General features: G+C 38.4%; 22 protein-coding genes. 6 read left to right on the top strand and 16 right to left on the bottom strand.

Features of this window, described 5'->3' with window-relative positions:
* Positions 1 to 174 precede the first annotated feature (174 nt).
* From RCG17_RS23550 to RCG17_RS23540, 3 genes are all read right to left on the bottom strand, one after another.
* Positions 175 to 525: a type II toxin-antitoxin system RelE/ParE family toxin gene (locus RCG17_RS23550; protein ID WP_308172455.1), complete on the bottom strand. Its 351-nt coding sequence runs from the start codon at positions 523 to 525 to the stop codon at positions 175 to 177.
* A complete protein-coding gene (locus tag RCG17_RS23545) occupies positions 509 to 781 on the bottom strand; it encodes a hypothetical protein (RefSeq protein WP_308172410.1) in 273 nt (90 codons plus the stop codon). Before RCG17_RS23545 ends, RCG17_RS23550 begins: the two co-directional genes overlap by 17 nt.
* Positions 782 to 879: 98 nt before the next feature.
* A complete protein-coding gene (locus tag RCG17_RS23540) occupies positions 880 to 1,380 on the bottom strand; it encodes a DEAD/DEAH box helicase (protein ID WP_308172454.1) in 501 nt (166 codons plus the stop codon).
* A 775-nt stretch (positions 1,381 to 2,155) separates the two neighbouring features.
* Here RCG17_RS23540 and RCG17_RS23535 point away from each other — a divergent pair.
* Complete coding sequence (locus RCG17_RS23535) at positions 2,156 to 2,506, top strand: hypothetical protein (protein ID WP_308172453.1); 351 nt, start codon at positions 2,156 to 2,158, stop codon at positions 2,504 to 2,506.
* Between the two features lie 107 nt (positions 2,507 to 2,613).
* Here the strand turns inward: RCG17_RS23535 and RCG17_RS23530 are convergent, their stop codons facing one another.
* From RCG17_RS23530 to RCG17_RS23490, 9 genes are all read right to left on the bottom strand, one after another.
* Positions 2,614 to 3,879 carry an ArgE/DapE family deacylase gene (locus tag RCG17_RS23530; protein ID WP_308172452.1) on the bottom strand — a complete coding sequence of 422 codons (1,266 nt, stop codon included), beginning with the start codon at positions 3,877 to 3,879 and terminating at the stop codon, positions 2,614 to 2,616.
* Positions 3,880 to 3,891: 12 nt separating this feature from the next.
* Positions 3,892 to 5,121, bottom strand: a complete 1,230-nt coding sequence (locus RCG17_RS23525) for a Zn-dependent hydrolase (protein ID WP_308172451.1) — start codon at positions 5,119 to 5,121, stop codon at positions 3,892 to 3,894.
* A gap of 14 nt (positions 5,122 to 5,135) precedes the next feature.
* Positions 5,136 to 6,494, bottom strand: a complete 1,359-nt coding sequence (gene allB, locus RCG17_RS23520; protein WP_308172450.1) for an allantoinase AllB — start codon at positions 6,492 to 6,494, stop codon at positions 5,136 to 5,138.
* Positions 6,495 to 6,509: 15 nt separating this feature from the next.
* Positions 6,510 to 6,869 carry a hydroxyisourate hydrolase gene (gene uraH, locus RCG17_RS23515; protein ID WP_308172449.1) on the bottom strand — a complete coding sequence of 120 codons (360 nt, stop codon included), beginning with the start codon at positions 6,867 to 6,869 and terminating at the stop codon, positions 6,510 to 6,512.
* Positions 6,866 to 7,819 carry a factor-independent urate hydroxylase gene (gene pucL, locus RCG17_RS23510; RefSeq protein ID WP_308172448.1) on the bottom strand — a complete coding sequence of 318 codons (954 nt, stop codon included), beginning with the start codon at positions 7,817 to 7,819 and terminating at the stop codon, positions 6,866 to 6,868. The genes uraH and pucL overlap by 4 nt, the downstream gene beginning before the upstream one ends.
* A 14-nt stretch (positions 7,820 to 7,833) precedes the next feature.
* A complete protein-coding gene (gene uraD / locus RCG17_RS23505) occupies positions 7,834 to 8,331 on the bottom strand; it encodes a 2-oxo-4-hydroxy-4-carboxy-5-ureidoimidazoline decarboxylase (protein ID WP_308172447.1) in 498 nt (165 codons plus the stop codon).
* Positions 8,332 to 9,779: 1,448 nt separating this feature from the next.
* On the bottom strand, positions 9,780 to 9,956 hold the full coding sequence (locus RCG17_RS23500) for an aspartyl-phosphate phosphatase Spo0E family protein (RefSeq protein ID WP_308172446.1): 177 nt from the start codon (positions 9,954 to 9,956) through the stop codon (positions 9,780 to 9,782).
* 105 nt (positions 9,957 to 10,061) lie between these two features.
* Positions 10,062 to 10,529, bottom strand: a complete 468-nt coding sequence (locus RCG17_RS23495; protein ID WP_308172445.1) for a flavin reductase family protein — start codon at positions 10,527 to 10,529, stop codon at positions 10,062 to 10,064.
* Positions 10,530 to 10,622: 93 nt separating this feature from the next.
* Positions 10,623 to 11,393 (bottom strand): FAD synthetase family protein, encoded by a 771-nt coding sequence (locus RCG17_RS23490; protein WP_308172444.1) that lies wholly within the window; start codon positions 11,391 to 11,393, stop codon positions 10,623 to 10,625.
* 318 nt (positions 11,394 to 11,711) lie between these two features.
* Between RCG17_RS23490 and RCG17_RS23485 the strand changes: the two genes are divergently transcribed.
* Entirely contained in the window at positions 11,712 to 12,986 is a 1,275-nt protein-coding gene (locus RCG17_RS23485) for an MFS transporter (RefSeq protein WP_308172443.1), read from the top strand.
* 59 nt (positions 12,987 to 13,045) lie between these two features.
* Here RCG17_RS23485 and RCG17_RS23480 read toward each other — a convergent pair whose 3' ends face one another.
* Positions 13,046 to 14,839: a V4R domain-containing protein gene (locus tag RCG17_RS23480; protein ID WP_308172442.1), complete on the bottom strand. Its 1,794-nt coding sequence runs from the start codon at positions 14,837 to 14,839 to the stop codon at positions 13,046 to 13,048.
* Positions 14,840 to 15,008: 169 nt separating this feature from the next.
* On the opposite strand from RCG17_RS23480, the gene RCG17_RS23475 reads away from it, so the two are divergent.
* From RCG17_RS23475 to RCG17_RS23460, 4 genes are all read left to right on the top strand, one after another.
* A complete protein-coding gene (locus tag RCG17_RS23475) occupies positions 15,009 to 15,902 on the top strand; it encodes an alpha/beta fold hydrolase (RefSeq protein WP_308172441.1) in 894 nt (297 codons plus the stop codon).
* Between the two features lie 27 nt (positions 15,903 to 15,929).
* Positions 15,930 to 17,099: an acyl-CoA dehydrogenase family protein gene (locus RCG17_RS23470; protein ID WP_308172440.1), complete on the top strand. Its 1,170-nt coding sequence runs from the start codon at positions 15,930 to 15,932 to the stop codon at positions 17,097 to 17,099.
* A 58-nt stretch (positions 17,100 to 17,157) separates the two neighbouring features.
* Complete coding sequence (locus RCG17_RS23465) at positions 17,158 to 18,120, top strand: VOC family protein (RefSeq protein WP_308172439.1); 963 nt, start codon at positions 17,158 to 17,160, stop codon at positions 18,118 to 18,120.
* A 193-nt stretch (positions 18,121 to 18,313) separates the two neighbouring features.
* Entirely contained in the window at positions 18,314 to 19,363 is a 1,050-nt protein-coding gene (locus tag RCG17_RS23460; protein ID WP_308175933.1) for an AbrB family transcriptional regulator, read from the top strand.
* A gap of 234 nt (positions 19,364 to 19,597) precedes the next feature.
* Here the strand turns inward: RCG17_RS23460 and RCG17_RS23455 are convergent, their stop codons facing one another.
* The 3 genes from RCG17_RS23455 to acnA all read right to left on the bottom strand — a co-directional run bounded on the left by RCG17_RS23455 (position 19,598) and on the right by acnA (position 24,396).
* Entirely contained in the window at positions 19,598 to 21,310 is a 1,713-nt protein-coding gene (locus RCG17_RS23455; RefSeq protein WP_308172438.1) for a hypothetical protein, read from the bottom strand.
* Positions 21,311 to 21,330: 20 nt separating this feature from the next.
* Complete coding sequence (locus RCG17_RS23450) at positions 21,331 to 21,489, bottom strand: transposase (RefSeq protein ID WP_374120982.1); 159 nt, start codon at positions 21,487 to 21,489, stop codon at positions 21,331 to 21,333.
* 267 nt (positions 21,490 to 21,756) lie between these two features.
* The gene (acnA, locus tag RCG17_RS23445) at positions 21,757 to 24,396 is read right to left on the bottom strand and encodes an aconitate hydratase AcnA (protein ID WP_308172437.1); all 2,640 of its coding nucleotides are present in this window, start codon (positions 24,394 to 24,396) and stop codon (positions 21,757 to 21,759) included.

Below are 24,396 nucleotides of genomic sequence, written 5' to 3'. Positions count from 1 at the left end.
AGATTGTGAAAAATATTTTTAAATTTATTTTCCTATACAAAAAAACACTCACAAATGATGATATGTCAACATTCGTGAGTGTTTTTTTATTTTAAAAAATATTCACTTTTGTTCCTATACTCCAACTGTGTCGAGTGTATGTGCAACACATGGGGTGCTGGTGGGATATACTTATTATTTGATTCTCTTTCGCTTAGATCTCGAAGGTAAGATGTTAATGACATCAATGTAACCGTCATTTTCATGAACTGCATAATATATTATATAATTTAGCATTATATGCCTGCTTTTTCCGTATGTTATTCTCCTGAGTCCTCTAAAGCTCCCACCCTCAACAGCTAGACCCATATAAGGGCTTTGAGAGAGGTTTGATTCAATATAATCAATTATTTCATCTTCCTTTGAAAACCACCATTCTAGAGTGTCTACCCCTTGTTCAGAAAAAAACTGTTGAATATTATCTAAACATAATTCAAATTCTTCTGTAAAAAGTACTTTATATTGATTCCTATTTTCTTTTTTCATTACGTTTAGATTTCAACTCACTTCCAGAATACCTTTTCATATCTGGGTTGTCTTTATATCGTGACAAAGAAGCTTTAAGTTCAGGATATTCTTCAATTTCTTTAGCTAAATTACCACTTAAATCTTCAATTATTTCCTCGTTATCATTTTCCACTTCAATGGAAAACAACTTCCCATTTATTACAAAGACTCCTGATTCTTTACCTTGAAGAGCATCAACTAGTTCTTTTTTTGCATGCTCACTTAAAGAATTCACTGAACATCACCTCAATAAAATTATATCAAAACTTTGGTGTGAAATAACATGAGATCTGGCCCCTAACGAAGAAAATCGGTATTTGTATTTCAATGGAATCATTCGTTCATTGGAGGAATAAACCTAACAAATTTATCAAAGCAACATGGTTGACCTTGTCCCACTTGTTTTCCTTGATAATGACGATGAAGGCGGCCAACATATTGTTGCAGGGTTCCTTTCCAAGATATTGGCATTGTTAGGAATAAGGTATCCAATCGTGGGTCATCAAAGCCTTCCCCGATAAATTTTCCGGTTGCAATCACTAACCTCTCCTCATCCTTTGGAATTGCTGATAGACGTTCAAGCTCTCTTTTCTGATCTTTCTTCTTCATGTTTCCCGCTAACACAATAATGTTTTTAGCAAATCCTTGGAATTGATTTTTCAATATTTCCAAATGTTCAAGACGTTCCGTTAATATAATGGGGGAGCGGCCCTTTTCCAGTGACTGTAAGACATCGTCAAGTATTTGAAGGTTCCTGCTTGAGTCTAATACGAGTTCCTCGTAAATCTCATGAAATTCGGTTTTCTTCGTATTAAACTTAGTCTCTTTCATCATTAACACATGGCCAAACGGACTACTAGTTTACAAGTGTCAATCATGGTATGATTATGCATCATCTTCATCAATAATTGCTTCAGGTAATAATTTTCTTTTTGCAGTTTTTCATATTCATTCATACCGATCCCTCAAAATAAGATTATTTATAATAACATTATATCCAATTAGTTTGAGAGATCATCCACAGAATGTGCAAGATGATACTAAAAGAGCCCCATTCTTTAATCAAAATCGGACTCTAAATCGCTTTTATTTTTTACCACTTTGCTCGGTTATAAATCAAATACTATTTCAACATTAATAGAAAGACGCACTCAACATGTCTGGTGTGATGAATGTAGAATATTGATAGATGTAGCTTTGTTCACCTTTAATACCAATTTTAGAGATTAATTAGTCCCCTTCAACCACAAGAGCCCAAGCACGTTTTAAAAGTAATTCAGTCTGTAAAGTGTCAGGGAGTCGAGCATATTTTTTTGTTATTGCCTGTAACAACGTTGATAAATCCCATAACCTAATTGTGAAAAAATTTCTCCTAGCTTCTTCCGAAAAATAGTGCCACTATAGAAAGACATAATTTGCAAAAATGGTTGTTATCCGGTGCCTAGTATAGCCTAAGTGCCTGAATACCATGATGCACTTTCCCTCTTTCCCGATTTTAATTATTATAAAACTGTTTTCAAACTCCAATTATTTGTTCATGGACACAGAATCTTTTTTATAGATAATTAATAAGCTAAAATACACTTTTTTTAAAGGAGGGGGGCTATTAATGTGGTGGAAAAAGAAAAAGGATGATAACGTCGATCCTGAAGAAGATTTCGCATGGATCGAGGAGTATATTGCCAAACAAATGGCAAAAGACCCGCGTGTTCGATTAAAAGAATATATGACCGATATGACAAAAGCCATCGAACATTTTCGACCGGCAAAGGAACAAGAAATTGCGATTCTAAAGATGAAATGGCTGAATCATTTTGGTTTTGAATTAGACCTTCTTCCTTTGGATCCAATTCGAGGGGATATCGACTATTATATGGAATTAATTGATTTGGATAAAAAAGATCCAAATGCATTAGCCCAACGAGGGTATCATTTTGATTCCAGGACTCGGCGTAAATAAAAAATTGCCGAGAAAAAATACTCCTTTCCCGACAATCTGACTTCAACAACTGTTGGAGTTTTTTTAATAGACGAATCTTTTCATTTTCTAGTCTAAATTCCTGACCATTAAGTATCAGAATCTAGTAATAAATCATACAACGTACAAGCGATAATTTTGGTTGCATTTAACAAATCCTCAAGATTAATATTTTCATCCGCTCGATGACCATTTGCTTCTTCAAGTACTCTCGGTCCTGCTCCAAACATAACTGTAGGGATCTCTTTTGAAAAAAAGTGACGGGCATCTGTATACAATGGGACACCATTTATCGATAACTCACCTTTCCCATGCATGATATAGCGCCAGTTCTCAGCAAGCGTTTGAATGAGCTCCGAATTTTCGGGAACGGGTCCAAAACTCTCGGCATGAAGGATTTTTTTGATTTCAATTTTTAGACCTTCACAATTTTTTACAGCTTGCTCTACGATATCCTTTATTTCTTTCAAAGCTTGTTCAGAATCTTCTTCGGGTATCATCCGGCGGTCAACCCGAATCACGCATTCGTCAGGCACAACATTTGTGTTAATTCCGCCTGAAATCATTCCCACAACAATGGTTGGGCAGTCAATTCCAGGTATTGATGATTTTTTAGCAGCAAGCGTTTTACGATATTCATATAAAGCTGTTAAGATCTTGGTTATTGCCCTAATTGCATCGATACCGGTATGAGGCAGGGCGGCATGGGCCGATTTCCCTGTTGCTTTAATTTCCAAGTGTAAGCAGCCATTATGAGCATTAACGGCCGAATACGTAAACCCAGCCGCAATTGCGAGGTCCGGTTTAATAAAGCCGTGATCAAGAAGCCATTTCGGACCAAGTTCCCCTCCTGTTTCTTCATCAAATGTAAAAGCAAGATCAACCTTTCCATTGAGCGTTTGATCGGCAATCGCATGTTTTAAGGCAAGAACAGCAAAGGTGTATGCAGCAATATCTGACTTAGAAACTGCTGCCCCCCTTCCATACATTTTTCCATCAATAATTTCCCCTCCATACGGGCTAACACTCCAGCCTAATCCTGGAGGAACAACATCTCCATGAGCATTTAAAGCAATGTTTAGCCCCTCGCCCTTACCAAAAACGGTGGAACACACAACATTCGCTAAGCTGACCATCCCTGCTTTTTTCACAGCCTCATCGTCAACGTCGAGTAATAAAGTGTTTTTGAACCCCAATTTAGTAAGATCTTTTTTCAAATATTCCGCAATGGGAAAACAATCGCCAGTTGGATTATCAGAAGGGAATTGCACCAGCTTTTTTAAAAAATAAACCATTTCCTCTCGTTGTCCTTGAATCCAACGTACAAGATTCTTTTTGTCGTGGTCCCTTATCATTTTCTCCCCACCTTACTCGTATGCTAAATAGTGCAATACTTGTGTCAATACATGGAAGCCGATTTCAAGGTCTTGATCGGAGGTATTTTCAAGTGGTGAATGACTGATCCCGTCGCGGCTTGGGACAAAAAACAGTACCGTTGGACAAAATGGAGCAAATAATTGGGCGTCATGACCGGCACCGCTATTCATCCTATAAAACGGGATATGATTTCTAGTACAGATTTCTTTGACAATGCTTTGAAGTTCGGAATCCATGTGTACTGGATGTACTTCGTGGCACTGCTCTGAATAAACCGTTAATCCCATTTTTTTAGCTATTTGATTAAATCCGTCCAAAAATTGCTGGCAAAAAGAATGTAATATTGATTCTGATGGATGTCTTGCATCGACCGAAAACACTACCCTGCCAGCGATGACATTGGGTACATTGGGTTCAACGAATAGCTGACCAACTGTCGTCACAAGATGCTCATCATATTTTTTTACAAAAGAATATAAAAGATCAATCATGGATACGGCTCCGCGAACAGCGTCCTTTCTCCATTTCATCAATGTTGTGCCGGCATGATTGGATTCACCTTCTACCGTAACCCGAAAGCGTTTTTGACCCACAATGGTTTCGACAATACCTATTGATTTTTGCAACTTTTCCAGCACGGGACCCTGTTCAATATGTAATTCAATAAATGTGTGAATGTCTCCACGTACCGTGTAAGGTTGATTGAAAGGACCCAATCCTGCCTCCATCATTGCATCCTCAAAGGTTACTCCATCAAATCCCTTTAAACCCGAAAAACTTTCAATGGTATATGCCCCTGTGATCATCCCTGATCCCGAGCAGGTAAGCGGAAAACGGCTTCCTTCCTCCTCGCATAAGGAGACAACCTCGATATGCCTTTTAGGTGTACCATACTTCTGTTTTAAATATTTTAATGCAAGGATTCCGGCTATGATCCCATATGCTCCGTCATATTTCCCTCCTGATTTGACTGTATCCACATGCGATCCAACAAGGATTACCGGGGCATCCTTCTCGAGAGAGGATAATCTTCCAAATAAATTGCCGATAGGATCATAATATGGATGAAACCCTAGTTGCTCCATCCAAAACTTAAGTGCTTCCTGAGCTTCCTTCCAAGGTCGGGAATAAAGAGGCCTCGTAACTCCTCCGCCTACTTCTTTCCCAAATTCGCTTAACCAATGAATGGCTTCAGCCAGGTGATTAGGAATCTTCTTCAACTCAAGACCTCCAATCATAAAAGGCATATTCCATGTTTTTCCGTTACCCCGATTTGATCATCATAGATCACTTTTCCACGGAGAATCGTCTTTTTTATTTTGAGTTGAAAAGTAAAGTCTTCATATGGAGAAAAAGGATTCCGAAAGGCCATTGATTTTTGATCGACATGTGTTTGTTCATCTAATGCTATTAGGACAAGATCCGCATCCATTCCAGAGAGAATTCTCCCTTTTCTGTCGGCAACGCCAAATCGATCTGCCACATTAACTGTACCTAATGGTATTATTCGTGAAAGACTTATTTTCCTTTTCAGTGCCTGATCAAGTAAAGCTAGCCACGTATACTGGACTCCTTGTATACCTCCCCATGCATCCCAAATAGAATTGGTTAATTTCATAGAGTACAAGCATGGTGAATGATCAGAGGCAATCGTATCGACCCAGCCTCTATTGATGCAATCCCACAGTTTTTCTACTTCTTCCCGAGACCGTAATGGCGGGGCACATTTTAGAATGGGACCCTGCCTAATAAAATCTTGATCATCGAAAACGAGATAATGCGGGCACGTTTCGACCGTTACATTGACACCACTTTTTTTTGCCTGTTGGATCATTTCAATCACTCTTGAACTACTAATGTGAACAAAATGAACGGAAGTTCCATATGCTGCCGCCAATTCCAAAGCATTGCTGACAGCCTTTTCCTCCGCATAAATGGGGCGGCTATTTAGATAGGCAATTCGGTCATTGATCCTGGTTTGTTTATAAAACGATGTCAGCTTATTCATTTCATCCTCCCATTCAGCATGAAGGGCAAGGATTTTATTTTGTTCTTTGGCTATTTTCATTGCTTGTTTTAATTCTTCATAAGAAACCATTTTAAAATCTTCTATTCCGCTCTCACACATAAAAGCCTTCCAGGCGATAATCCCTTCCTCCATTCGGGTAAATTCCTGTGACTGAATGGTATCACCCGTCATACCACCCCAAAGGGCATAATCCACATAGGAGAGAGAGGATAAATACCTTTTTTTATCGACTAAACTTTGTAAACTTGTCACCGATGGTTTACAATTCAGGGGCATATCAAAAAGGGTCGTTGTCCCACCGATTGCTGCCGCTCTGCTGCCCGTCTCCATTCCCTCCCAAGCAGTGCGGCCAGGGTCATTAAAATGAACATGTGCATCTATAAAACCAGGGACAACTAGACATCCGCTTGCATCGATGATAGTAACGGACTGCTTTTGGGCTAGTGGTTCTGCATTGTTTTCTCTAATAAGATCTATTTTTTGATCGGTCACTTTTATATCCATCTGTTGAAATCCCTTATCTGTATAAACAAGACCATTTTTCACCCATAGCTCTGTCCGCATATTTATGTTCCTCCTTTAACACCCTCTATAAGTACTGTATCCTCCAGGTGAAATTAACAATGGAACATGATAGTGTGAAGCAGGTTCGGCAATGCCAAACCAGATCGGAACACAATCAAGAAATACCGGGTCGCCATTATTTACTCCTTGTTTTCGATAATAATCTCCAACATGAAACCGTAATTCATAGTATCCTATTTGCATGTCCATCCCTTTAAGGAGAGGCTGATTTAATCTTCCATCCTTATTGGTATAATCGCGCTGCAGAAATTCGAAAGTGTTATCTGGACCACGGCGCCACAATTCTACTAAAATACCTTGTGCAGGTTTGCTGTTACTCAAATCTAATACATGGGTAGTTAACATTCCTGTCATTTTGAAGGCAGCCTTTTTTCTGGAAGATCAGCACGGGTCATCGAAAAGCATTGAAATCCAAACGGCGGACGCGGCTCAGTAAAAACTTTCCCCTCTATTGAGCCAGGAATTTCATCTAACACGGTTTCCCATGTCCGATTATTGGATTCAAATCGAACTTCGGCTAACTGTGGGAATCGCTCCAGTATTCTTAAGCCGATACGATAAATCAAGTTTTGAATTGAAGGAGAATTTTCTTCATGAAAAATCGTATAGGCTATATCCCTCACTTGTTCTGCCGCTACATACTTTTTCGGATCCTCTCCTTTTGCGTCCTCGTGATCGTCATAACACCAGTTAATATTCAAATAAATAAACAATGGGCGGTCGAACGATTCCGGAAGGGTAGTATATTCATCTTTTACGTACCCATAGAACGAACTTCCCTTTACTTTAATTAGCTTTAATCCTGTTAAGCCGCTCGTTTGACTGGTTGTAACAATCTTGTGTGCTGATCGCTTCACTTCTACCGAGGCGCATGCTTGTTCGTTTAGTGAATAGCGAAATACCAAATGACTCGGTTCAAAGGAGGATCCTGTACAAACGGGAAGTTCATCAAAGGGAATCTGTTTTGCAGAAACCCTGATTCCGGTCATCTGTTGATATTTTTTTAAAAAACTGCGGCCTGTAAATTCAAGAAACCCTTCTAAAGTCGCTCCCTCATATTGACCTGCATGCCTTAAAATAAAGTTCTTCATGGAATCAGTCGCAACTATCTTGGTATTATCCCCTTCTGTAAAGCTGGTCAAAAATTCCACACCTTCTGCAGCAACCTTCACATTCATTCCAAAAAGGATATTCCTACGGCCTGTGAACGTCGACTCCGGAATAGTTTGAATTCCTTCAAGCGGCTTGGAGTAAGTGCGGTACACCCACACATCTTCCTTTCCGTAACACATCGTTCTTTCCATCTGAATATCCCCTTTCATAAAATCATATCGGTTAATCGGATGGAGGCGATCTTAAATACCTCTTTAAAGGCCTTATCCCATTCATCTTCATAAGCGTTGCAAACTCTTTCTTTCATTTCTGAGAGAATTGTTTCCTTTCCCTTGCTCCTGACCGCCATGATAAAAGGAAACCCGAATTTCTCCACATAAATCTGATTATGCAAACGAAATTCTTCGAATTCTTCTTTAGAAAGCCTATCTAGCCCTGCACCAGCTTGCTCTTCTTTAGATAAATCCGACATTTTTATTTTTGCACCAAGATCTGGATGTGCACGTAATATTGAAATCTGTAAGGATTCACCGGCGTCCTTTACAGTAGTAACCATCGCTTCTAATAAATGGTCCCGTGAACGGAAAGGGCCGCTTTTCCAAGCATTCTCAGCAACCCACGGAGAGCCCTCAAACACCCAGCCTAAAGTTTTAGTAAACTCCGATACGTCCATATCGTTAATTTCCTGTATGGATACCCCCAAGTCCTCCTCTACTCCTTTACGTTATAACTTCAAAGCTTGCCTGTGCTCTCTGAACAGCTTGAGTTTTGAAATATTATTAGAATATGTTGGTTCAATCGTTACAAGAACATAATTTCAGTGATAGGTATCACCTGAATTTTCTTGTTCCACGGCATTGTTTTAAAGCACAAAAACCTTCTACATTTTATTAGTAGAAGGTTCTGGATCATACATTATATTAGTTCTTTAACGATTGAATATATTATGTAGGAAACACATTTGTTGGCGGGACTGCGTGGGAATCGAATCCACCAGACCTGGAACGCTGGTCACAAGCGGTTTTGAAGTTCTATCCAGAATGTTATTTCTAGTATCACGAGGTTCCAAAAAGTGCTATAGAATAAGGTTTCTGTGATTTAGAGTGTTATGTAGTATCATTAAAATTTTATAAATGGGCACCCAACTCGGCACCTAATTTTGTCTAATAAATATTCTGTTTTTTTAAAGTTAAAAACATTGAAGGGGACATTTTGATAAAATTCAACTGAATTAAATAAGATTGTAAATCGTACTATGTCTTTTATCATTCAGTAAACAGCACCCATGGAACTAAAACTTGGAAATAATTGTTTTAGCTCTCTTTTGGTATCAATAGAAAAATAGACTGCATCTATTTCCTATAAAAAAGAAGCATCAAAAATTTACATTAATTAACCTTGATGTTTAGCAAAACCACTCTTATCTTACTCCAAAATCTAGCCATCCCAAAGGTTCGATCGCATAATTACATCATGCTGCTTTCACCTTTTATAATTATATGATAAAAATCATCAATCTCACTTTTTAATTGTTCTCTAAATTTTCCCTTGAGATATGCACCTTCTTATTAACATCTTTCTCCTTTGGTGTAAAAATCTCATTTGATGTTTTCTTGTGCTTTTCCGAAACATCAAATGACCTCCTATAAAGAGTTTTTCTAAATTGGGATTATTTCATTTAAATTATTTATTTCGACCTTAACTAAACCAGTTAAACGTTTTTTATTCGGATGAAAAGGAGTTTCTTATTTCGATAAGTATGGTCTATTATTAGCCTGTGGAACAAAAATAGGTAGCCCTGAATGTTTAACAATTTTTTGTATTTCAAATATTTCTCTGTAATAAAGGGCTAAACTAATGTAAATATCTTTTGGCAATCCCCAAGCTAATACATTATAATCAGTTCTGATTATTTATAACATCATTAATGGTGTTAATATTTATGAAGCGATTGAACATAAAAATGCTGAACTTGCGGAACAAAGAATGATTTCTCATCTTAATCGATATATGGATTTTTTATCAGTTCTTGCAATTTTTACTCCATCCCATTTTCAAAAAACAAATTAAAAAGTGCCTTTCAACGCCCCAAATTTATCGAAATCCCTTCGACAGTATTCGGGTAGAGACAGTGGCACCCAAGTTTCTTTACTATATCTTTTCACTTAGAACAATTTTTTGTAGTGATAAGATTAATTTATCTAGTTCCTGGCTAATTTCTATAATTTCAGGATCATTTATAACACCTTTTCTCTTTACTGCTGAATATAGCTTTTTGCGGTAGCTTCCAATTTGTTTCCCTATAATTACAGATTTAGATAATAACATATTTCTAATCCTTTCAATAACAATATTCTTACGAAAATCTCTTCTCATCTTATCTTGAGGCCTCAAGAGATTTGTACTTTTCTTGTACAACTAAACTTAAAAACGTTACTCAACGTGTTTAAGTTCATGATATTTTCCTTGGTAAAATAATAAAGGTTCCCCATCTTTAAGTTGAAGATTTGTTACTTCCCCAATTAAAAGCGTATGGTCACCCGCAACGTATTCACTTTTCACACTGCAGGTAATATTAGCTAAGGCATCTTTAATTACCGGATGAGAATTAAACCAATCAAACTCGTATGGTTTAGCATCTTTTATTTGTCCAGCAAATTGCATAGAGACAGCTCGTTGATCAGATGCCAAAAAGTTGACTGCAAACTTTTTAGATTGTTGGATATGAGTCAACATCTTGGCCTTATTCGCTATTGAAATAAGAACGAGCTTAGGATCTAGACTTACCGACGTAAACGCGTTAGCTGTCATTCCATATACTTCGTTTTCAACCACAGTTGTAATAACAGTTATTCCCGTGGCGAAATTCCCCATTGCATTTCTAAACTGATGATCTTCCATTTCTTCTCTCCCCTTTGATTAACCTTTTATTGATCATTGAGTCTCTCATTCTTGTAAGAGAATTAAAACTGCAATGCTAATATATTTTTCTATTTATATTTTCTCCAGCCATTTAATAGTCAAGACACTATCGAAAGTCGGATTGTCATACTCCAAAAGAATTTTCGTTTTTGACTTCACCATTGCGATTGCCTCTGAAATAGTGCCATCTCTTTCGATCAAAATTTTATATTTACCTATATTCGGCAGTGAATAATTTGGTAAAATACCATTTTTACAGCAATACCTTGTTTTATAGTAGTCTCCTAGCAAACTTCGAATTTCTTGTAATCGACATTCACGTAAATAATTTCGAATAAGTGTTGAACTGATTTTTTGCCCTTGCCACTTTAATTCCTCCACTACCGTAACTCCAATATGTGGTGGTACCTGTTGTTGAATCGTTTCGGCCTTACCAATCGCTTTTGCGCCATATGTATAGTCAAAACCACAAACGATCTCCTTTGCACCCAAACCAACAACATATTGATGCATAAAATCGGCCGCTTTAAGCTTTGCCAATTCCTTTGTAAATTCAACCACATAAAAGATATCGACACCTAACCGCTCAAGCTTTTCTATTTTTTGATTAAGCGGCTCTAAGTAGGCGACTTCAAAGCCTGGAATTAAAACACTTTTAGGATGTGGTGAAAAGGAAAGGACCGCCAATGAAAGCTGATGTTTCATAGCTTGCTGCCTTGCGCTTTCCACAACCTTTTGATGTCCCAGATGTACACCATCAAAGTTTCCAAGAGCCATGGCAACATCTGGTGCTTCTGCCTGCAAATCATGTAAATTGGCAGCATTCACATATATCACTTTCATTTGCCAATCCTCCTTTGTTTAAGCTCCAGCTCATTAACCTGTAACTTATTAGTTGTTACTATCATAAAAAAATCATAAAAAAATTATAATCATGTTTTTTATTGAAATTATAGAGAAAAACAATAAAAATCACTAACAATGCATACTTAAAATTAATCAAATTTAAACATGAATAATTATTTCTTAAATAATAAAAGTTTTGGATATAGATAACAACTTTTCATTGTAAATATAGTAATAATCACATAAAATAAACTCACCTGAATATTCTGAAAAAATATTTTAAGGAATTTGAATAACATTTGAGGAGTTGTGAAGATGCGTTGGTTAGTACTAGCCATGATTTTTGCACTGTCTGTATTGAATTACGCAGATAAGTCAGTTCTTGGCTTAGCTGCAGAAACGATTATGAGTCAACTGCATTTGAATTATGATCAATTTGGTTTGGCAGGCAGCAGTTTCTTTGCCGCTTATGCGATAGGCAGTATTATACTAGGTACTTCAACGTATCGCTTTAATACTAAAAATTTGCTGATAATGATTGCAACAGGTTGGACGGTTTCTTTATTAGGAGCCTATTTTGTTAAAAATTTCATAGGATTAATCATAATCCGTGTTATCTTAGGCTTCTTCGAAGGTGGTACGTATGGATTGTGTGTCGCGCACATTGCGAAATGGTTTTCGAATGAAACACGTGGATCTGCCTACGCCATTATGACATCTGGGACAACCTTCGGTACATATTTAGCGGCCCCTATTCTAGTATTATTACTAGGCTCAGTTGGTTGGCAGCATACATTTGCTGTATTAGGCCTAGTGAGTCTAGTTTGGGCAGTTGTCTTTTATTTCTTTAGAAGTCAGCCAAAAGAACCGATTCAAGAAACGCATTCAACTCTACCCTCTACACAGAATGCCCAATTCAAAGACATTATTAAAATCATATTGAACCCTTATGTCCTTTCCGTAATGGTCGTAGGGTTTGTATCGATGTGGATCAACACCTGGGTTCTTACGTGGGCGCCGACATATTTAACGAAAATTGTTGGCCTTAACGCACAAGTAATGAGTGACGTATTTGCCAGGCATGGGAGTTGCAGGGACCATTTTTGCGATTTTGCCGGGAAATATACAGACGTGTTATTCCGCAAAAATAAAAGCCTTATCAAATCATACGATAGAGTGTTAACTTTGGTATTGATTACAGGGGCTGTTGCATACGGCGTAACAACAGTTGTTGAAACACCAATTGTATCGGTTATTTTCCTTGCGATTGGCCTAATCATTAATACGTGTCTGCTGCCGCTCGGTACAACCATTAAAACATTAATCGTACCGAAGAACTTAATCGGCAGTATTTCAGGAATTTCATTATCAATCTCGAGTCTGGCAGGGATTATCGGTCCTTATATAACAGGTTATTTAATTACATTAGCAGGAGGCGATACTCGTTCTGGTTTTAACTCAGGCGTATTAATTATTGTAGCTTTATATATTAGTAGTGCTGTAATCTTATTATTGACACGCAAACGCAAGATGACTTACACGAAAAATGAGAATACTGTTACATCTGTTCTGGTAGATGCAGTGAAATAATCTAAAAAAAACTCATTGAAGATGGCAGTATCCATTTTCAATGAGTTTTTTTACTTGTCTCAATCAAATTGTAATTCTCCTGACAAAATAAGCGCTTGAATAACTAATAAAATATAGGCGGCGGTTGAAGCATTTTTGACCGTCACCTGCAGCAGTTCTTCAATTTGCTTTATACGATACTGAATCCCGCCAATCGATAATGCCAGTTCTTCCATTGTTTCTTTTAACCGCTGCCCATTTAATAAATAGACATAAAGCGTATGAAGCAGCTCCTTTTTGCGCAGGTCATCGAAATGATACAAATCCTTTAATGTTTTCTTTGCCATTTCGTGCAGCTGCTCTACGCTCATATTTGTAGCGATATCACCTAATATACCCAAATCCTCATAGTCTGTAGTGAGTTGTTTATTGGGGAATCTTAGGGCAATTCGTGCTTCTTTCAACGTTCGATCAAATTGATTTAGATCTGTAAAAGCACTGCTGATGCCTATTGTATATTTATAATTATTATTTTGTTTTTCCATTTGCTGAAAGATTTTATTAAGTTTTTTGATGAAAGCTTGTTTATCGATAATTTGTGAGTTTAATAACGTAATTTCTTCTGCAACCACAGCAAAAATGCTAGGCAGTTCCCACTTTTTTATAAGTGCTGACAGTTGGATTAGTTGTTCATGCAAGTCAATGATCTCTTTATTCGGCTTTATTCTATCAATATAAACTACTGCAATGGAGAATGGCGGCTGAAATTTAAATGGCAAAAACTTAAAATAGGATTCAATGTCCTGAATGTTTTGATTATGAATTAATCGTTCTAATATGGTGCTTTTCATACGCCGCTGTTCCTCAAATTGTGCCTCCTCATATAAAATGCATAAGGCAATAACAGTCGATATTCTTTCTAAAAATAAATAATCATTATCGTCCATTACCTGTGGAGAAAAGTAAAAAAATGAGCATCTTGCGTAATTTTTATTATTTATTAATACAGGCGAAACTAATTTTTCATAAGAAGCACTTGCATAATAGGATGCAGATTGTTTATCTCCCAAATATTTTAGGTTCGATTGGTTATTTCGAATAGTTTGTAATTGCTCCTCAGTCAGTCCGACTTGGCTTAACTCATTTCCATGGATGTCTTCAATCAAAATTGGAATGTTCAATAAATGGTGAGCTGTTCGAATAATCTCATCCATCGAATGTTTATCTGTCACCTTTTTTGTGAGTTGGCTATGGAACGTTGAAATTTTTTCAAGCATTTGCTTATGATGCAAGAGTGCATCATAGGTCATTTCTAATTCCGACAAAATATTATCATTTTGATACAGGTTGATTAACTCCACCTGCTCTGGCAACCAATCCTGTTCCAAACGAATTTCATATTCACAGCAAGGGTCCCCCTTCGCGACACACTTTGTTTCAATTGCAATAATCGATTCCCCAAATTCATAGGTTAAGGCCCCACTGGCAAAACCACATAATGTGTGACAAATACATTCCGTGGCATAGCCGTAATTTTTCACATGCAGCTCTGCCTCGAACGACTCTACCCATTCCCCTCTTGTGTTAACACATTCAATTCTACCGTCTGGATGCCTCAAAATTTCCCCTGTAAATGTAACATCTTTTACGTGCCCAAGTCTTGCATGCATTTTACCAACTGTCTTCTTCCTCGTTCCATTATGCAAAACTTTTTTAGCAGATTCTATGCCGAATTCTTTCCCAAAGCGAAACAAGAAACCCTTTGTTTTATACGACCCAATATTTTTAATTAAATTATTTTTTAACGTAAGGAAGGCATTGGCCGACATTAAAATGTCCTTCGTTCCCATTGAATCAATTAAGAGATCACTCACAAGCACATTTTCCCCTTTTTATTTTAAATATAATTCAGAAAATATTGAATTTCAATAAATTTTAAAGAATAATAAGCATTTTTCAATAAAAATTAATATTATATTCCGAAAATTCAGTATGTATACTTTAATCATACTCAAAAACAAATAAACAACGGAGGTAAAACTCATGACAATTTTCGAGGGTATTCATAATAGCTGGGTGCTAGCAAATGGAGTTCGCACACATTATTCATGGGCAGGTACAAAAGGACCAGCTGTTATTCTTTTACACGGGGCAGGCCCGGGCGCTTGCGGTGCAGCCGGCTGGCGTTTAATGTTACCCGCTTTAGCTGCAAGAGGCTATCGTGCATTTGCACCAGACCAATTATCAATGGGCTATACAGACACACGACCACATGCATGGCCTGTTAATGGACACCAAAGCCTAGTAGATCATGTACACGATTTTATTGAAGCATTATGTTTAGATGAAGTGTACTTAGTTGGCAATTCACAAGGTGCTTATATCGCAGCTAAGTATGCCATTGATCATCCGGAAAAAGTAAAAAAGGTTGTTTATATTGGCAGTAACACCATTTATCAAGCCATGCAGGAAGTACCATTAAGAAAATTACGATCATTTTTAGAAGTTATCGGCTACGATTATACAGAAGAAGCACTTCGTAAGTTTATGACTCGAAATTCGAATGGCGTAGAAGTTCCAGAAGAATTAATCCAAATACGCCATCAAGCTGCAAACCGACCAGGTGTACGGGAAGCAAACAAAGCATTTGATGATTATTTAGAAAAAATGAATAATGATCCAAAGTTATGGGACCGCTACTGTATTAAAGATTCCTTGCCAAAGCTAAAAATTCCTGGAATATTCATTTGGGGCAAAAATGATGGGGTTGCACCTATTGAAACCGCCTATAAACTGGAAAAATCACTGCCAAACATCGAGTTTCATTACATTGACAATTGCGGCCATCAATGTCAAACAGATCAACCCGAAATCGTTAATAAACTCGTTATTGACTTTTTTGGACTTAAAATTGAGGAAGCTGCAACAGTAAAATAATACATCCAATTTGGGAGGAATAATTGTATGGAACTTCTTGTTGATAATAAAATTCTTTATGATGAAATTATCGAAAAGGCAAAAAGAATTGGTCAGGCTGCAGAGCTTGAAGCCGCACAGGCTGATAAAGATGCCACGATTTCAGAAAATATTGCCAACATCATTCGCGAAGAACAAATTAATCGTTTAATTCTTCCGAAAGAGTATGGTTATCCACAGCTTGACTGGCATTCCTATGTTGATATGATCAAAACTGTCAGCTATCACAATCTATCCGCTGGGTGGCTCACAACCTTCTTCTCCTTACACAATGCGTGGGTATCCTACCTGCCAAAGCCGTTACGAGATGAAGTCGTGAACCAAGGCGGGTTTGTCGCCGATGTTTTCGCACCTGTAGGGAAGGTAGAAAAGACTGAGGGCGGTTACTATGTTTCTGGAACGTACCACTTTGTAAGCGGAATCAATTATTGTGACTGGGTTGGCGTTGGGGCTTTTATGAAATTTGATGACTCTGATAAAACGGAACGTGTTGGCATTCTCTTAAAAGTATCAGACTTAGAAATTGTGAAAAACTGGGACTCTCTTGGATTACGCGGTTCAGGCAGTAATACATTGATTGTTGACAAGGTTTTTGTAAAACCTGAAGCAATTCTTCGTTTTAGTAAAATGATCGAATGCCCTCAGCCACCAGAAAAAGATTTCGATCAAGATTATCTATACTACAACACTCCTTTCTATCCTGGCTTCTATGTAGGCTTTGCGGCAATGGCTGTTGGCGGCGCTGAACGTGTCTTGGCTGAGTTTGAAAAGCATACTGCTGGCCGCGTTCGCTTCTCAGGTGTCGCGGAAAAAGATTCTCCGACGAGTCAACGTGTACTTGCAGAATTAAGCTTAGAAATGGAACAGGCAAGATTACTTTTAAACCGTTACATTGAGATGATGGAAGAAGATAAAGGCGGTCCATATGAAGGGGCTAAATATAAAGCGATTCGGGCTTCTATGATTGATAAGTGTGTCCATATTGGGGTGAAAAGCTTGTTGACCCTTGGCGGGCATGCCCTATTAAAAGGTCATCCAGTAGAATTGTTTACACGCGATTTACTTGCGGTTGGAACACATATCACATCATTATACGAAGATGGAATCCACGGTTACGGAAGACATTTATTTGGGATCCAAACAAATATTCAAGGATAATAGCTTGTAAAATTCAATCTAGTCAGTTGAAAATCTATAACATTTAGAGGTGTAGGGAATGGAAAAATTTATATACGCTCCAGAAATCGCTAAATTAGGGCATGTTGCATTAGTAACAGAGAACTTAGAAAAATCATTATGGTTCTTTAAAGAAGTCATCGGGTTAGAGGAAACACGCGAGGTTAATGGTACACATTATTTACGTGCATGGGGTGACTTTGAGCACCATACCCTTTCGATCACAGCCGGAGAAACGTCTTATATCGATCATATTGGCTGGAAAGCAAAACGCCGGGAAGATGTGGCAAATTTTGCCCGTCTATTAGAGGATGCAGGAACAGAGGTATGCTGGATCGCAGCTGGTGAAGAGGCAGGTCAAGGCGAAGCCATCCGTTTTGAATTACCAAGTGGGCACCGCTTCGAAATTTATTTTGATATGGAAAAACCAGCAGCAGAAGATGGACGTAAATCAGTCTTGAAAAACCAAGTCTATAAAGCATGGGCAAAAGGTGTTTCACCACGTCGAATCGACCATGTCAATTTGCAAACGTCGTTGGATAATCACCTAATTGTAACCTATTTACAAGAAACATTAGGCTTTAAATTACGCGAATATTTAGTAAATGCTGACGATAAACAAGTAGTAGGCTGGATGAGTGTCACCAATTTAGTACATGATGTAGCCATGATGTCAAAACCTTCTGTTGGACCAAATGAAATGCACCATATCGCTTTCTGGCAGGATAATGCTCAAGACATTTTGCGTACTGCTGACATTTTAAGTGAACAAGAAGTGAGCTTTGTCGGTCCAGGTAAACATGGAATTTCTCAAGCAATGTTTATTTATGTAAAAGATCCGGGCAGCGGCCTGCGAGTTGAGATTTTCACAAACAGCTACCTCATCTTTGAGCCAGATTGGGAACCTATTAGATGGTCCTACAAGGAATACCAGAAAAACGGCTCTACCTATTGGGGTGATCGTCGACGCGACGACGTAAATATACAAGCAGTAAAAGCGTAGCACAGCTTTCACACAATCAGCATTCCTTATGATTATCCTCTATCAAAATGGAATGCTGATCGTTTTTTGAAGGAAAGGATAAAGAAGACTTCCATCAGCGGAAGTCTTCCTTCACTTTCATAGGGGAATTCATTCTCTTCTTGGCAAGATAATTGAACCAATATTTTATTAGGGGGTGTCATTCTTGAAAGGCATGTTAAAAGTATTCCTCTTAGCTGTTATTGGCGGGTATGTATTTAGCTTGTTGCACATCCCCATTCCTTGGATGCTTGGTCCTATTTTTTCCATTATCACTGCACAATTTTTCTATAAAGGAGCATTGTCATGGTCGTCAAGACTGCAGGAAATGGGAATTGTCATTGTAGGAATTGCTATTGGTGAACAATTCAACTTAGCTCTTTTTAGAAGCACTGGTATTCTATTAGTCTATATGTTTCTTTTAAATATTATCCTTATTGCCAGTTCCATTGTGCTGGCGTTTGTATTAAGTAAATGGTCACAACTATCTTTAAAATCGATGATTCTAGGGACCATTCCAGGCGGACTAAGTCAAATTCTTCTATTTGCAGAGGAAGAAAAGGATGTCGATTTAGCGGCGATTACCTATTTCCAGGTAGTACGGCTGCTTTTAGTGGTTGTGGTCATTCCATTTGTTGTGTCAGGCCATATCGTAAGCAAGTCAGCAGTAAATATCCCTATGTCATATAGTCTAGTCCTATTATTTCTACTGTCATGGGGCTTTGCCTATGTTGCTAAACACTTTAAAATGCCAATTGCTTATTTCTTAGCACCTATTCTTCTGGTCATCGGTTTGCAATTTGCTCCCTTCGACTTAGCACCTGTCCCACCTCTTGTCATGAATGGTGCACAACTGTTAATTGGCGCTCAGATTGGTCTCATGTTAAAGCCGCCTATGGTTAAGCTGCCTTTCCGCTATTTAGCAGCAGGTATCTTAAGTTCCGTTGGCTTAATCGTCATAACCTACGGCACTAGCTTTATCGTTTCCTATACATTAGGCTTTTCTTTTGCATCAAGCTTTTTAAGTACAGCACCTGGCGGAATTGATCAAATGGTATTACTGGCAAATGAGATTCATGCAGATATCTCGGTTGTTTCTGTCTTCCAAATATTCAGGCTCTTATTTATCTTTTTATTTGTTATGCCGGCCTTAAGATTTTACTATGTATTTGTGGCAAAAAGACGAGCGTTAAAATTTGACCAAGACATGATCACAAAGAGTTAATGTACTTGAAACAGTAAGAATGTAATCTTTTCTCACTGACTTACTCCACGGGGCAAGCCCACGTGGGTTCTCACATATAGTTTCTCGCAAGCGTACATGAAGTCAAACTCCCATCGGCGTTACGCACTAGCTATAGGGGTGAAAACCAACAAACAAGCAGTCCTCTGACCACATTAGCGTTCGTTTTCTTTTCTTTCGAAAATGGAGGCTAAGTCATACCCCCAGTTTTGTTAATTAAGAAATTTTAATGCCACTATTTAAGACAACCTTACGGTTGTTTTTAATTTGCTGAATACATTCATCATGCAATACTAGAAAGTTTTCAAATTCTACTAAACATACTTCTCGGTCAGACTTTTGCCCTTCATCGTCTGCACAATAGAGTAAAAAGCTTGAATACAAATCACGTTGAATTTTCGTTCCATCAGGTAGGGCGTGCCATCGTTTTGATAATTGTTTTTTATTTCCCTTGTCCAACACATGGTCATATTGAGAGGCTTTAAATGTCCATGTGTTGACTTCTCTCACTTTTCCATCGGTTAAACCAAATCGATATTTGGCTTGTTGAATAAAATAGCCAGGACTCCGTTTTAAAATGCTTTTACCAAATCGTTTTCTTCGTTTCCATTTTCCTGTTTTTTCGCTTTTTTCAGTTGTTTTTGCTTTCTTTTGAAGAGCTTTTATGTCCATTTTCTCTATAATCAATTCATCTCCAATAAAACGCAATCGATTGATATCCTCATTATGTGCGTATTTTCTGCTTTCAGCTGCTTTTCTTTGGAGATTTCTTACTGCCATTTGAGCTTTCTTGTATCTCGTTGAAAAGTTCCATACTTTCCTTCCTTTTTTTATCGTTCCGTTCTCGTTGAAGTTTTTAGGATTCATTGCCCTACGGGAACGGTCTAAATACCGTTGAATGTTGAGAATTTTTCGTTCGGTATAAAATGTTTTCAAAGAACGTTCAGCTAAATTTTTTAATAGTACCTGGTCTTTGGAAACAATTCCGATAGACTGAGTACCAATGTCCCCGCCGATTCGCCCTGTACCGAGGGTATGGCGGAAAGAACCGTTTTTGTTACGCTTGGGTAGCGGAGTACCCTCTACTACGATTTGAAGGAAATATCTGATTTTTCCTCTGATTTCTTTTCTTACAATTCGATTATTTCGAATCCGATACGTAGGAAGGATAGGTTTACCTGTTAAGTGTCGATCTACATTTATTCGGTCGATTTCTGCACCATTCTCCATGTAATTTTGAATATGAGAGAGAGTCTCCGAAACATATAAATCATTCTTCTTGATGATTAAAGGAAAATTCATGCCATTATGGCTAGCGGTCCAACGTCCTGTTTTCTTTTCAAATTTTAAGATGACACACCGTTCCGCTTGTTTACCTTGAAAGGTAATTAAATCTTCTTTTTGATAGAAATAAGGTTTTTCACCCTCACTAAAAAGAATATTTTCTATCGAATTCCATGCCATTTCACACACAGACCAAACAGTCACGGCGTCTGGCAAATGAAATTTTTTCTCTCGTAATCCTGCACCATAATTTCTGGCAAAATCAAACGTGACATGATAGGAATCTCGCAATTCTGATAGCTGTTCTTTTAGACGATTAAGTTCTTTTTCTATTATTTCACCATCATCGGTCGCTTTTAACATTTCATCCGATACCGAACGGTATTGTTTTAACAACGCCTTATATTTTTTTGTTCGTATCATTTGAAGATAGTTTTTGTATAATTCACCCAACACGGTGTTTCTAATCACTCGTAAGTGCTCACCGATTCGTTTCATCCTGTAATGTTGAAAAGGCGAAACTTTAAGTTCGACTTCTACTGTATGAAGAGGAGTATGTGATTTACGAATGACGTTTAATGTTTTTGTGAATTCAGAAGGCGGATTCTTTTTTCTTGTTTTCTTATTTTCTTTTGTTGTATTCATCTAACACATACTCCTTTCGATCAAGTTTTGGTCTTTTGCTCCTGTATATATCTTTTCACCGTTGCTTCACTTACCCTGCCAACTGTACTCACAAAATATCCCTTTCTCCATAAAACTCCACAACGAGAATAAAACTTCTTTAAATTTGGGAATTTCTTAAACAGCATACTAGCGGAAATACTTTTTTAAAGTGTTGTATTCACTCATTTTTACCACCTAAGTTTCTTTATTTTCAACCTTATTTTATGAATCTATCATATCATATAGGAATGTTTGTTCGCAAAGAATAGCTCTTAAAATCGCTCAAATAGGGCGGTCAAAAGACCACCCTTGAGCGATGCCCTTACATCCACGGGGCAAGCCCACGTGGTTTTACGGGCAAATTCTATAACTAAAGGAGAACCTTAAAAAGTTCTCCTTTTTTCATATAGTGCGTTTTGAATCTATCAACTAGTCAAACTCTGTTCCCATTGACCTAGGATACTCTGAAAAATACCCTTCTTTACATAAAGCTCAACTTCCATTCGAGTATCCAAACGAAGCACAGTCTGGAAAGAGAGCCTTGAGCCATTTGGTTTAGTAACCTCAACCCTTACTTTTTGAAGCGGACTAAGCGGCTCGTTTAATCCCATAATAGAATAAGTCTCCTGACCGTTTAAATTCAACGATTCATAGCTTTCTCCAGGCATAAATTGAAGAGGTACGATCCCCATCATGGCCAAGTTACTGCGGTGAATTCGTTCAAAACTTTCCGCGATGACCGCCTTGACGCCGAGAAGATAGGTGCCCTTAGCTGCCCAATCCCTTGCACTCCCCATTCCGTAGTCCTTACCGGCTAAGATGATGAGCGGCGTATTTTCCTGTTGGTACTTGATGGATGCAGAATAGACATCCATTTCTTCCCCGCTCGGTACATGGAGAGTGAAACCGCCTGTCTTATCTATTAATTTATTTTTTAACCTGGGATGGGCAAATGTCCCTCTAACCAGTACCTCATGATTTCCTCTGCGAGAACCGTAAGAATTGAAATTAGCTGATTCGATATCCTGCTTGACAAGATATTGTCCGGCTGCACTGTCATACGCGATGTGCCCGACTGGCGAAATATGGTCCGTCGTTATGGAATCACCTAGTATTAACAAGACTCTGGCTTGGTGAATATCTTCTGGTTGGTTCATATTTAGCTCCGCTTTGAAGAAAGGGGACATTTTAAAGTAGGTGGACCGATGATTCCATCTAAAAATCGGAGCATCATCATATTTTAGACCCTGCCATCTATCGTCGCCTTCAAACACATTTTGATAGGCTTCTCGATATAGATCGGATGAAATGGTAGAATCCACCAGACTGGCAATTTCATTGGAACTCGGCCAAATATCCTTCAAATAGATATCTTTTCCAGCAGCCGATCGCCCAAGCGGTTCGCATTCCATATCAATATCCATGGTGCCTGCGATAGCAAAGGCGATGACTAATGGAGGAGAGACCAAATAGTTTGCTTTGACTAAGGAATGAATCCGTCCTTCAAAATTACGGTTTCCGCTTAATACCGCAGCAACCGTCAAATCACGCTCCTGAATTGCCTTTTCAACTTCTTCATCCAGCTTTCCGCTGTTGCCTACACATACCGTACATCCGTAACCGGCATGATAAAAACCCAGCTTTTCCAAATATGGAAGTAACCCTGCTTTTTGCAAGTAAGCTGTAACCGCCTTAGACCCAGGAGCCAACGAAGTCTGAATGGTTTTAGGTACGGTTAAACCGTACTCTACCGCCTTCTTTGCCAAAAGCCCTGCACCTAACATATTAAAGGGGTTTGATGTATTCGTACAGCTTGTTATGGCTGCTATAACAATGGATCCATCCTTTAATTCTGTTCCATGATTACTTAAACCGTTTGGTTTGTTAGCGAAAAGGGGCTTAGGAAAAGACTGTCTCACCTTAGTAATCGGCATTCTGTCCTGCGGTCGCTTAGGACCCGAAACACTTGCCTCCACGGACTGCAAATCAAGCCTTAAAAGGTAAGAATAAACTCTCCTATTTGAATCAGATTGATGAAACAATCCTTGTTCTTTGCAATATCGCTCCACAAGCTCAACTTCCTCATCTCGCTTGCCAGTCATACGCAAAAATTTTAACGTCTCTTCATCAACCGGGAAGAAGCCGCAGGTTGCCCCATATTCAGGAGCCATATTGGAGATGGTCGCCCGATCGGGGAGGGAAAGATGCTTCAGGCCGGGTCCAAAGAATTCGACGAATTTGCCCACGACATTATACTTTCTTAGGAGCTGGGTTATGGTTAAGGCAACATCCGTTGCTGTAACTCCTTCATTCAGCTTGCCAATAATTTCGACACCCACCACTTCAGGCACTGACATACTAACAGGGGTCCCGAGCATGGCCGCTTCTGCTTCGATTCCTCCAACCCCCCAGCCAAGCACACCTAACGCATTCACCATTGTAGTATGAGAATCCGTGCCAATTACGATTTCAGGAAATGCCACTTTCTCATGATCCTGATTTGCAATTTGTACAACTTTGGTCAAGCATTCCAAATTCACTTGATGGATGATACCATTAGCAGGCGGAACAACGCGAAAGCCTGTAAATGATTGCTGTGCCCATTTTAAAAACTCGTATCTTTCTTGGTTACGTTCATATTCCATATGGAGATTATTTGAAAAAGCCGTGGCCGATCCAAAATCATCTAATTGAACCGAATGATCGATAACCAAATCAACGGGAATGACAGGATTCACTTGATGAGGATCAATTCCTTCTTCCAGCAATCGCTGACGAAGCGACGCAAAGTCGACTAAAGCTGGAACACCCGATGCATCCTGCATAATGACTCTTGTTGGCAAAAACGAGATTTCAACCGCTTCATTGGATCGTGTTCTTGAAGCAACCCGAATTAAATCCTGTTCTGAAATCCCAAGGCTGCTTTGATTTCGCATGAGCGATTCAAGAAGAATCTTCAACGTATAGGGTAAATCATCTACATTCACCATGCCTCTTTGTTTCAACGACTGCAAGCTGTGAATGCAAACCGATCCATAAGCAGTACTTAAAGTTTGCTGATACAA

Origin of the sequence: Neobacillus sp. PS3-12 (genome assembly GCF_030915385.1) — a bacterium.
In the GTDB taxonomy this organism is placed as follows: domain Bacteria; phylum Bacillota; class Bacilli; order Bacillales; family Cytobacillaceae; genus JAEVLT01.
Note: the sequence above shows the minus strand (reverse complement) of the source record. Positions and strands in the feature narration are given on the sequence as shown.

What these genes read in the sequence shown, in the direction of transcription:
- RCG17_RS23550 (WP_308172455.1), bottom strand. Translation starts at nt 525, where the DNA reads ATGAAAAAAGAAAATAGGAATCAATATAAAGTACTTTTTACAGAAGAA.
- RCG17_RS23540 (WP_308172454.1), bottom strand. Translation starts at nt 1,380, where the DNA reads ATGATGAAAGAGACTAAGTTTAATACGAAGAAAACCGAATTTCATGAG.
- RCG17_RS23535 (WP_308172453.1), top strand. Translation starts at nt 2,156, where the DNA reads ATGTGGTGGAAAAAGAAAAAGGATGATAACGTCGATCCTGAAGAAGAT.
- RCG17_RS23530 (WP_308172452.1), bottom strand. Translation starts at nt 3,879, where the DNA reads ATGATAAGGGACCACGACAAAAAGAATCTTGTACGTTGGATTCAAGGA.
- allB (WP_308172450.1), bottom strand. Translation starts at nt 6,494, where the DNA reads ATGCGGACAGAGCTATGGGTGAAAAATGGTCTTGTTTATACAGATAAG.
- uraH (WP_308172449.1), bottom strand. Translation starts at nt 6,869, where the DNA reads ATGACAGGAATGTTAACTACCCATGTATTAGATTTGAGTAACAGCAAA.
- pucL (WP_308172448.1), bottom strand. Translation starts at nt 7,819, where the DNA reads ATGGAAAGAACGATGTGTTACGGAAAGGAAGATGTGTGGGTGTACCGC.
- RCG17_RS23500 (WP_308172446.1), bottom strand. Translation starts at nt 9,956, where the DNA reads ATGTTATTATCTAAATCTGTAATTATAGGGAAACAAATTGGAAGCTAC.
- RCG17_RS23495 (WP_308172445.1), bottom strand. Translation starts at nt 10,529, where the DNA reads ATGGAAGATCATCAGTTTAGAAATGCAATGGGGAATTTCGCCACGGGA.
- RCG17_RS23490 (WP_308172444.1), bottom strand. Translation starts at nt 11,393, where the DNA reads ATGAAAGTGATATATGTGAATGCTGCCAATTTACATGATTTGCAGGCA.
- RCG17_RS23485 (WP_308172443.1), top strand. Translation starts at nt 11,712, where the DNA reads ATGCGTTGGTTAGTACTAGCCATGATTTTTGCACTGTCTGTATTGAAT.
- RCG17_RS23475 (WP_308172441.1), top strand. Translation starts at nt 15,009, where the DNA reads ATGACAATTTTCGAGGGTATTCATAATAGCTGGGTGCTAGCAAATGGA.
- RCG17_RS23470 (WP_308172440.1), top strand. Translation starts at nt 15,930, where the DNA reads ATGGAACTTCTTGTTGATAATAAAATTCTTTATGATGAAATTATCGAA.
- RCG17_RS23465 (WP_308172439.1), top strand. Translation starts at nt 17,158, where the DNA reads ATGGAAAAATTTATATACGCTCCAGAAATCGCTAAATTAGGGCATGTT.
- RCG17_RS23460 (WP_308175933.1), top strand. Translation starts at nt 18,314, where the DNA reads ATGTTAAAAGTATTCCTCTTAGCTGTTATTGGCGGGTATGTATTTAGC.
- RCG17_RS23455 (WP_308172438.1), bottom strand. Translation starts at nt 21,310, where the DNA reads ATGAATACAACAAAAGAAAATAAGAAAACAAGAAAAAAGAATCCGCCT.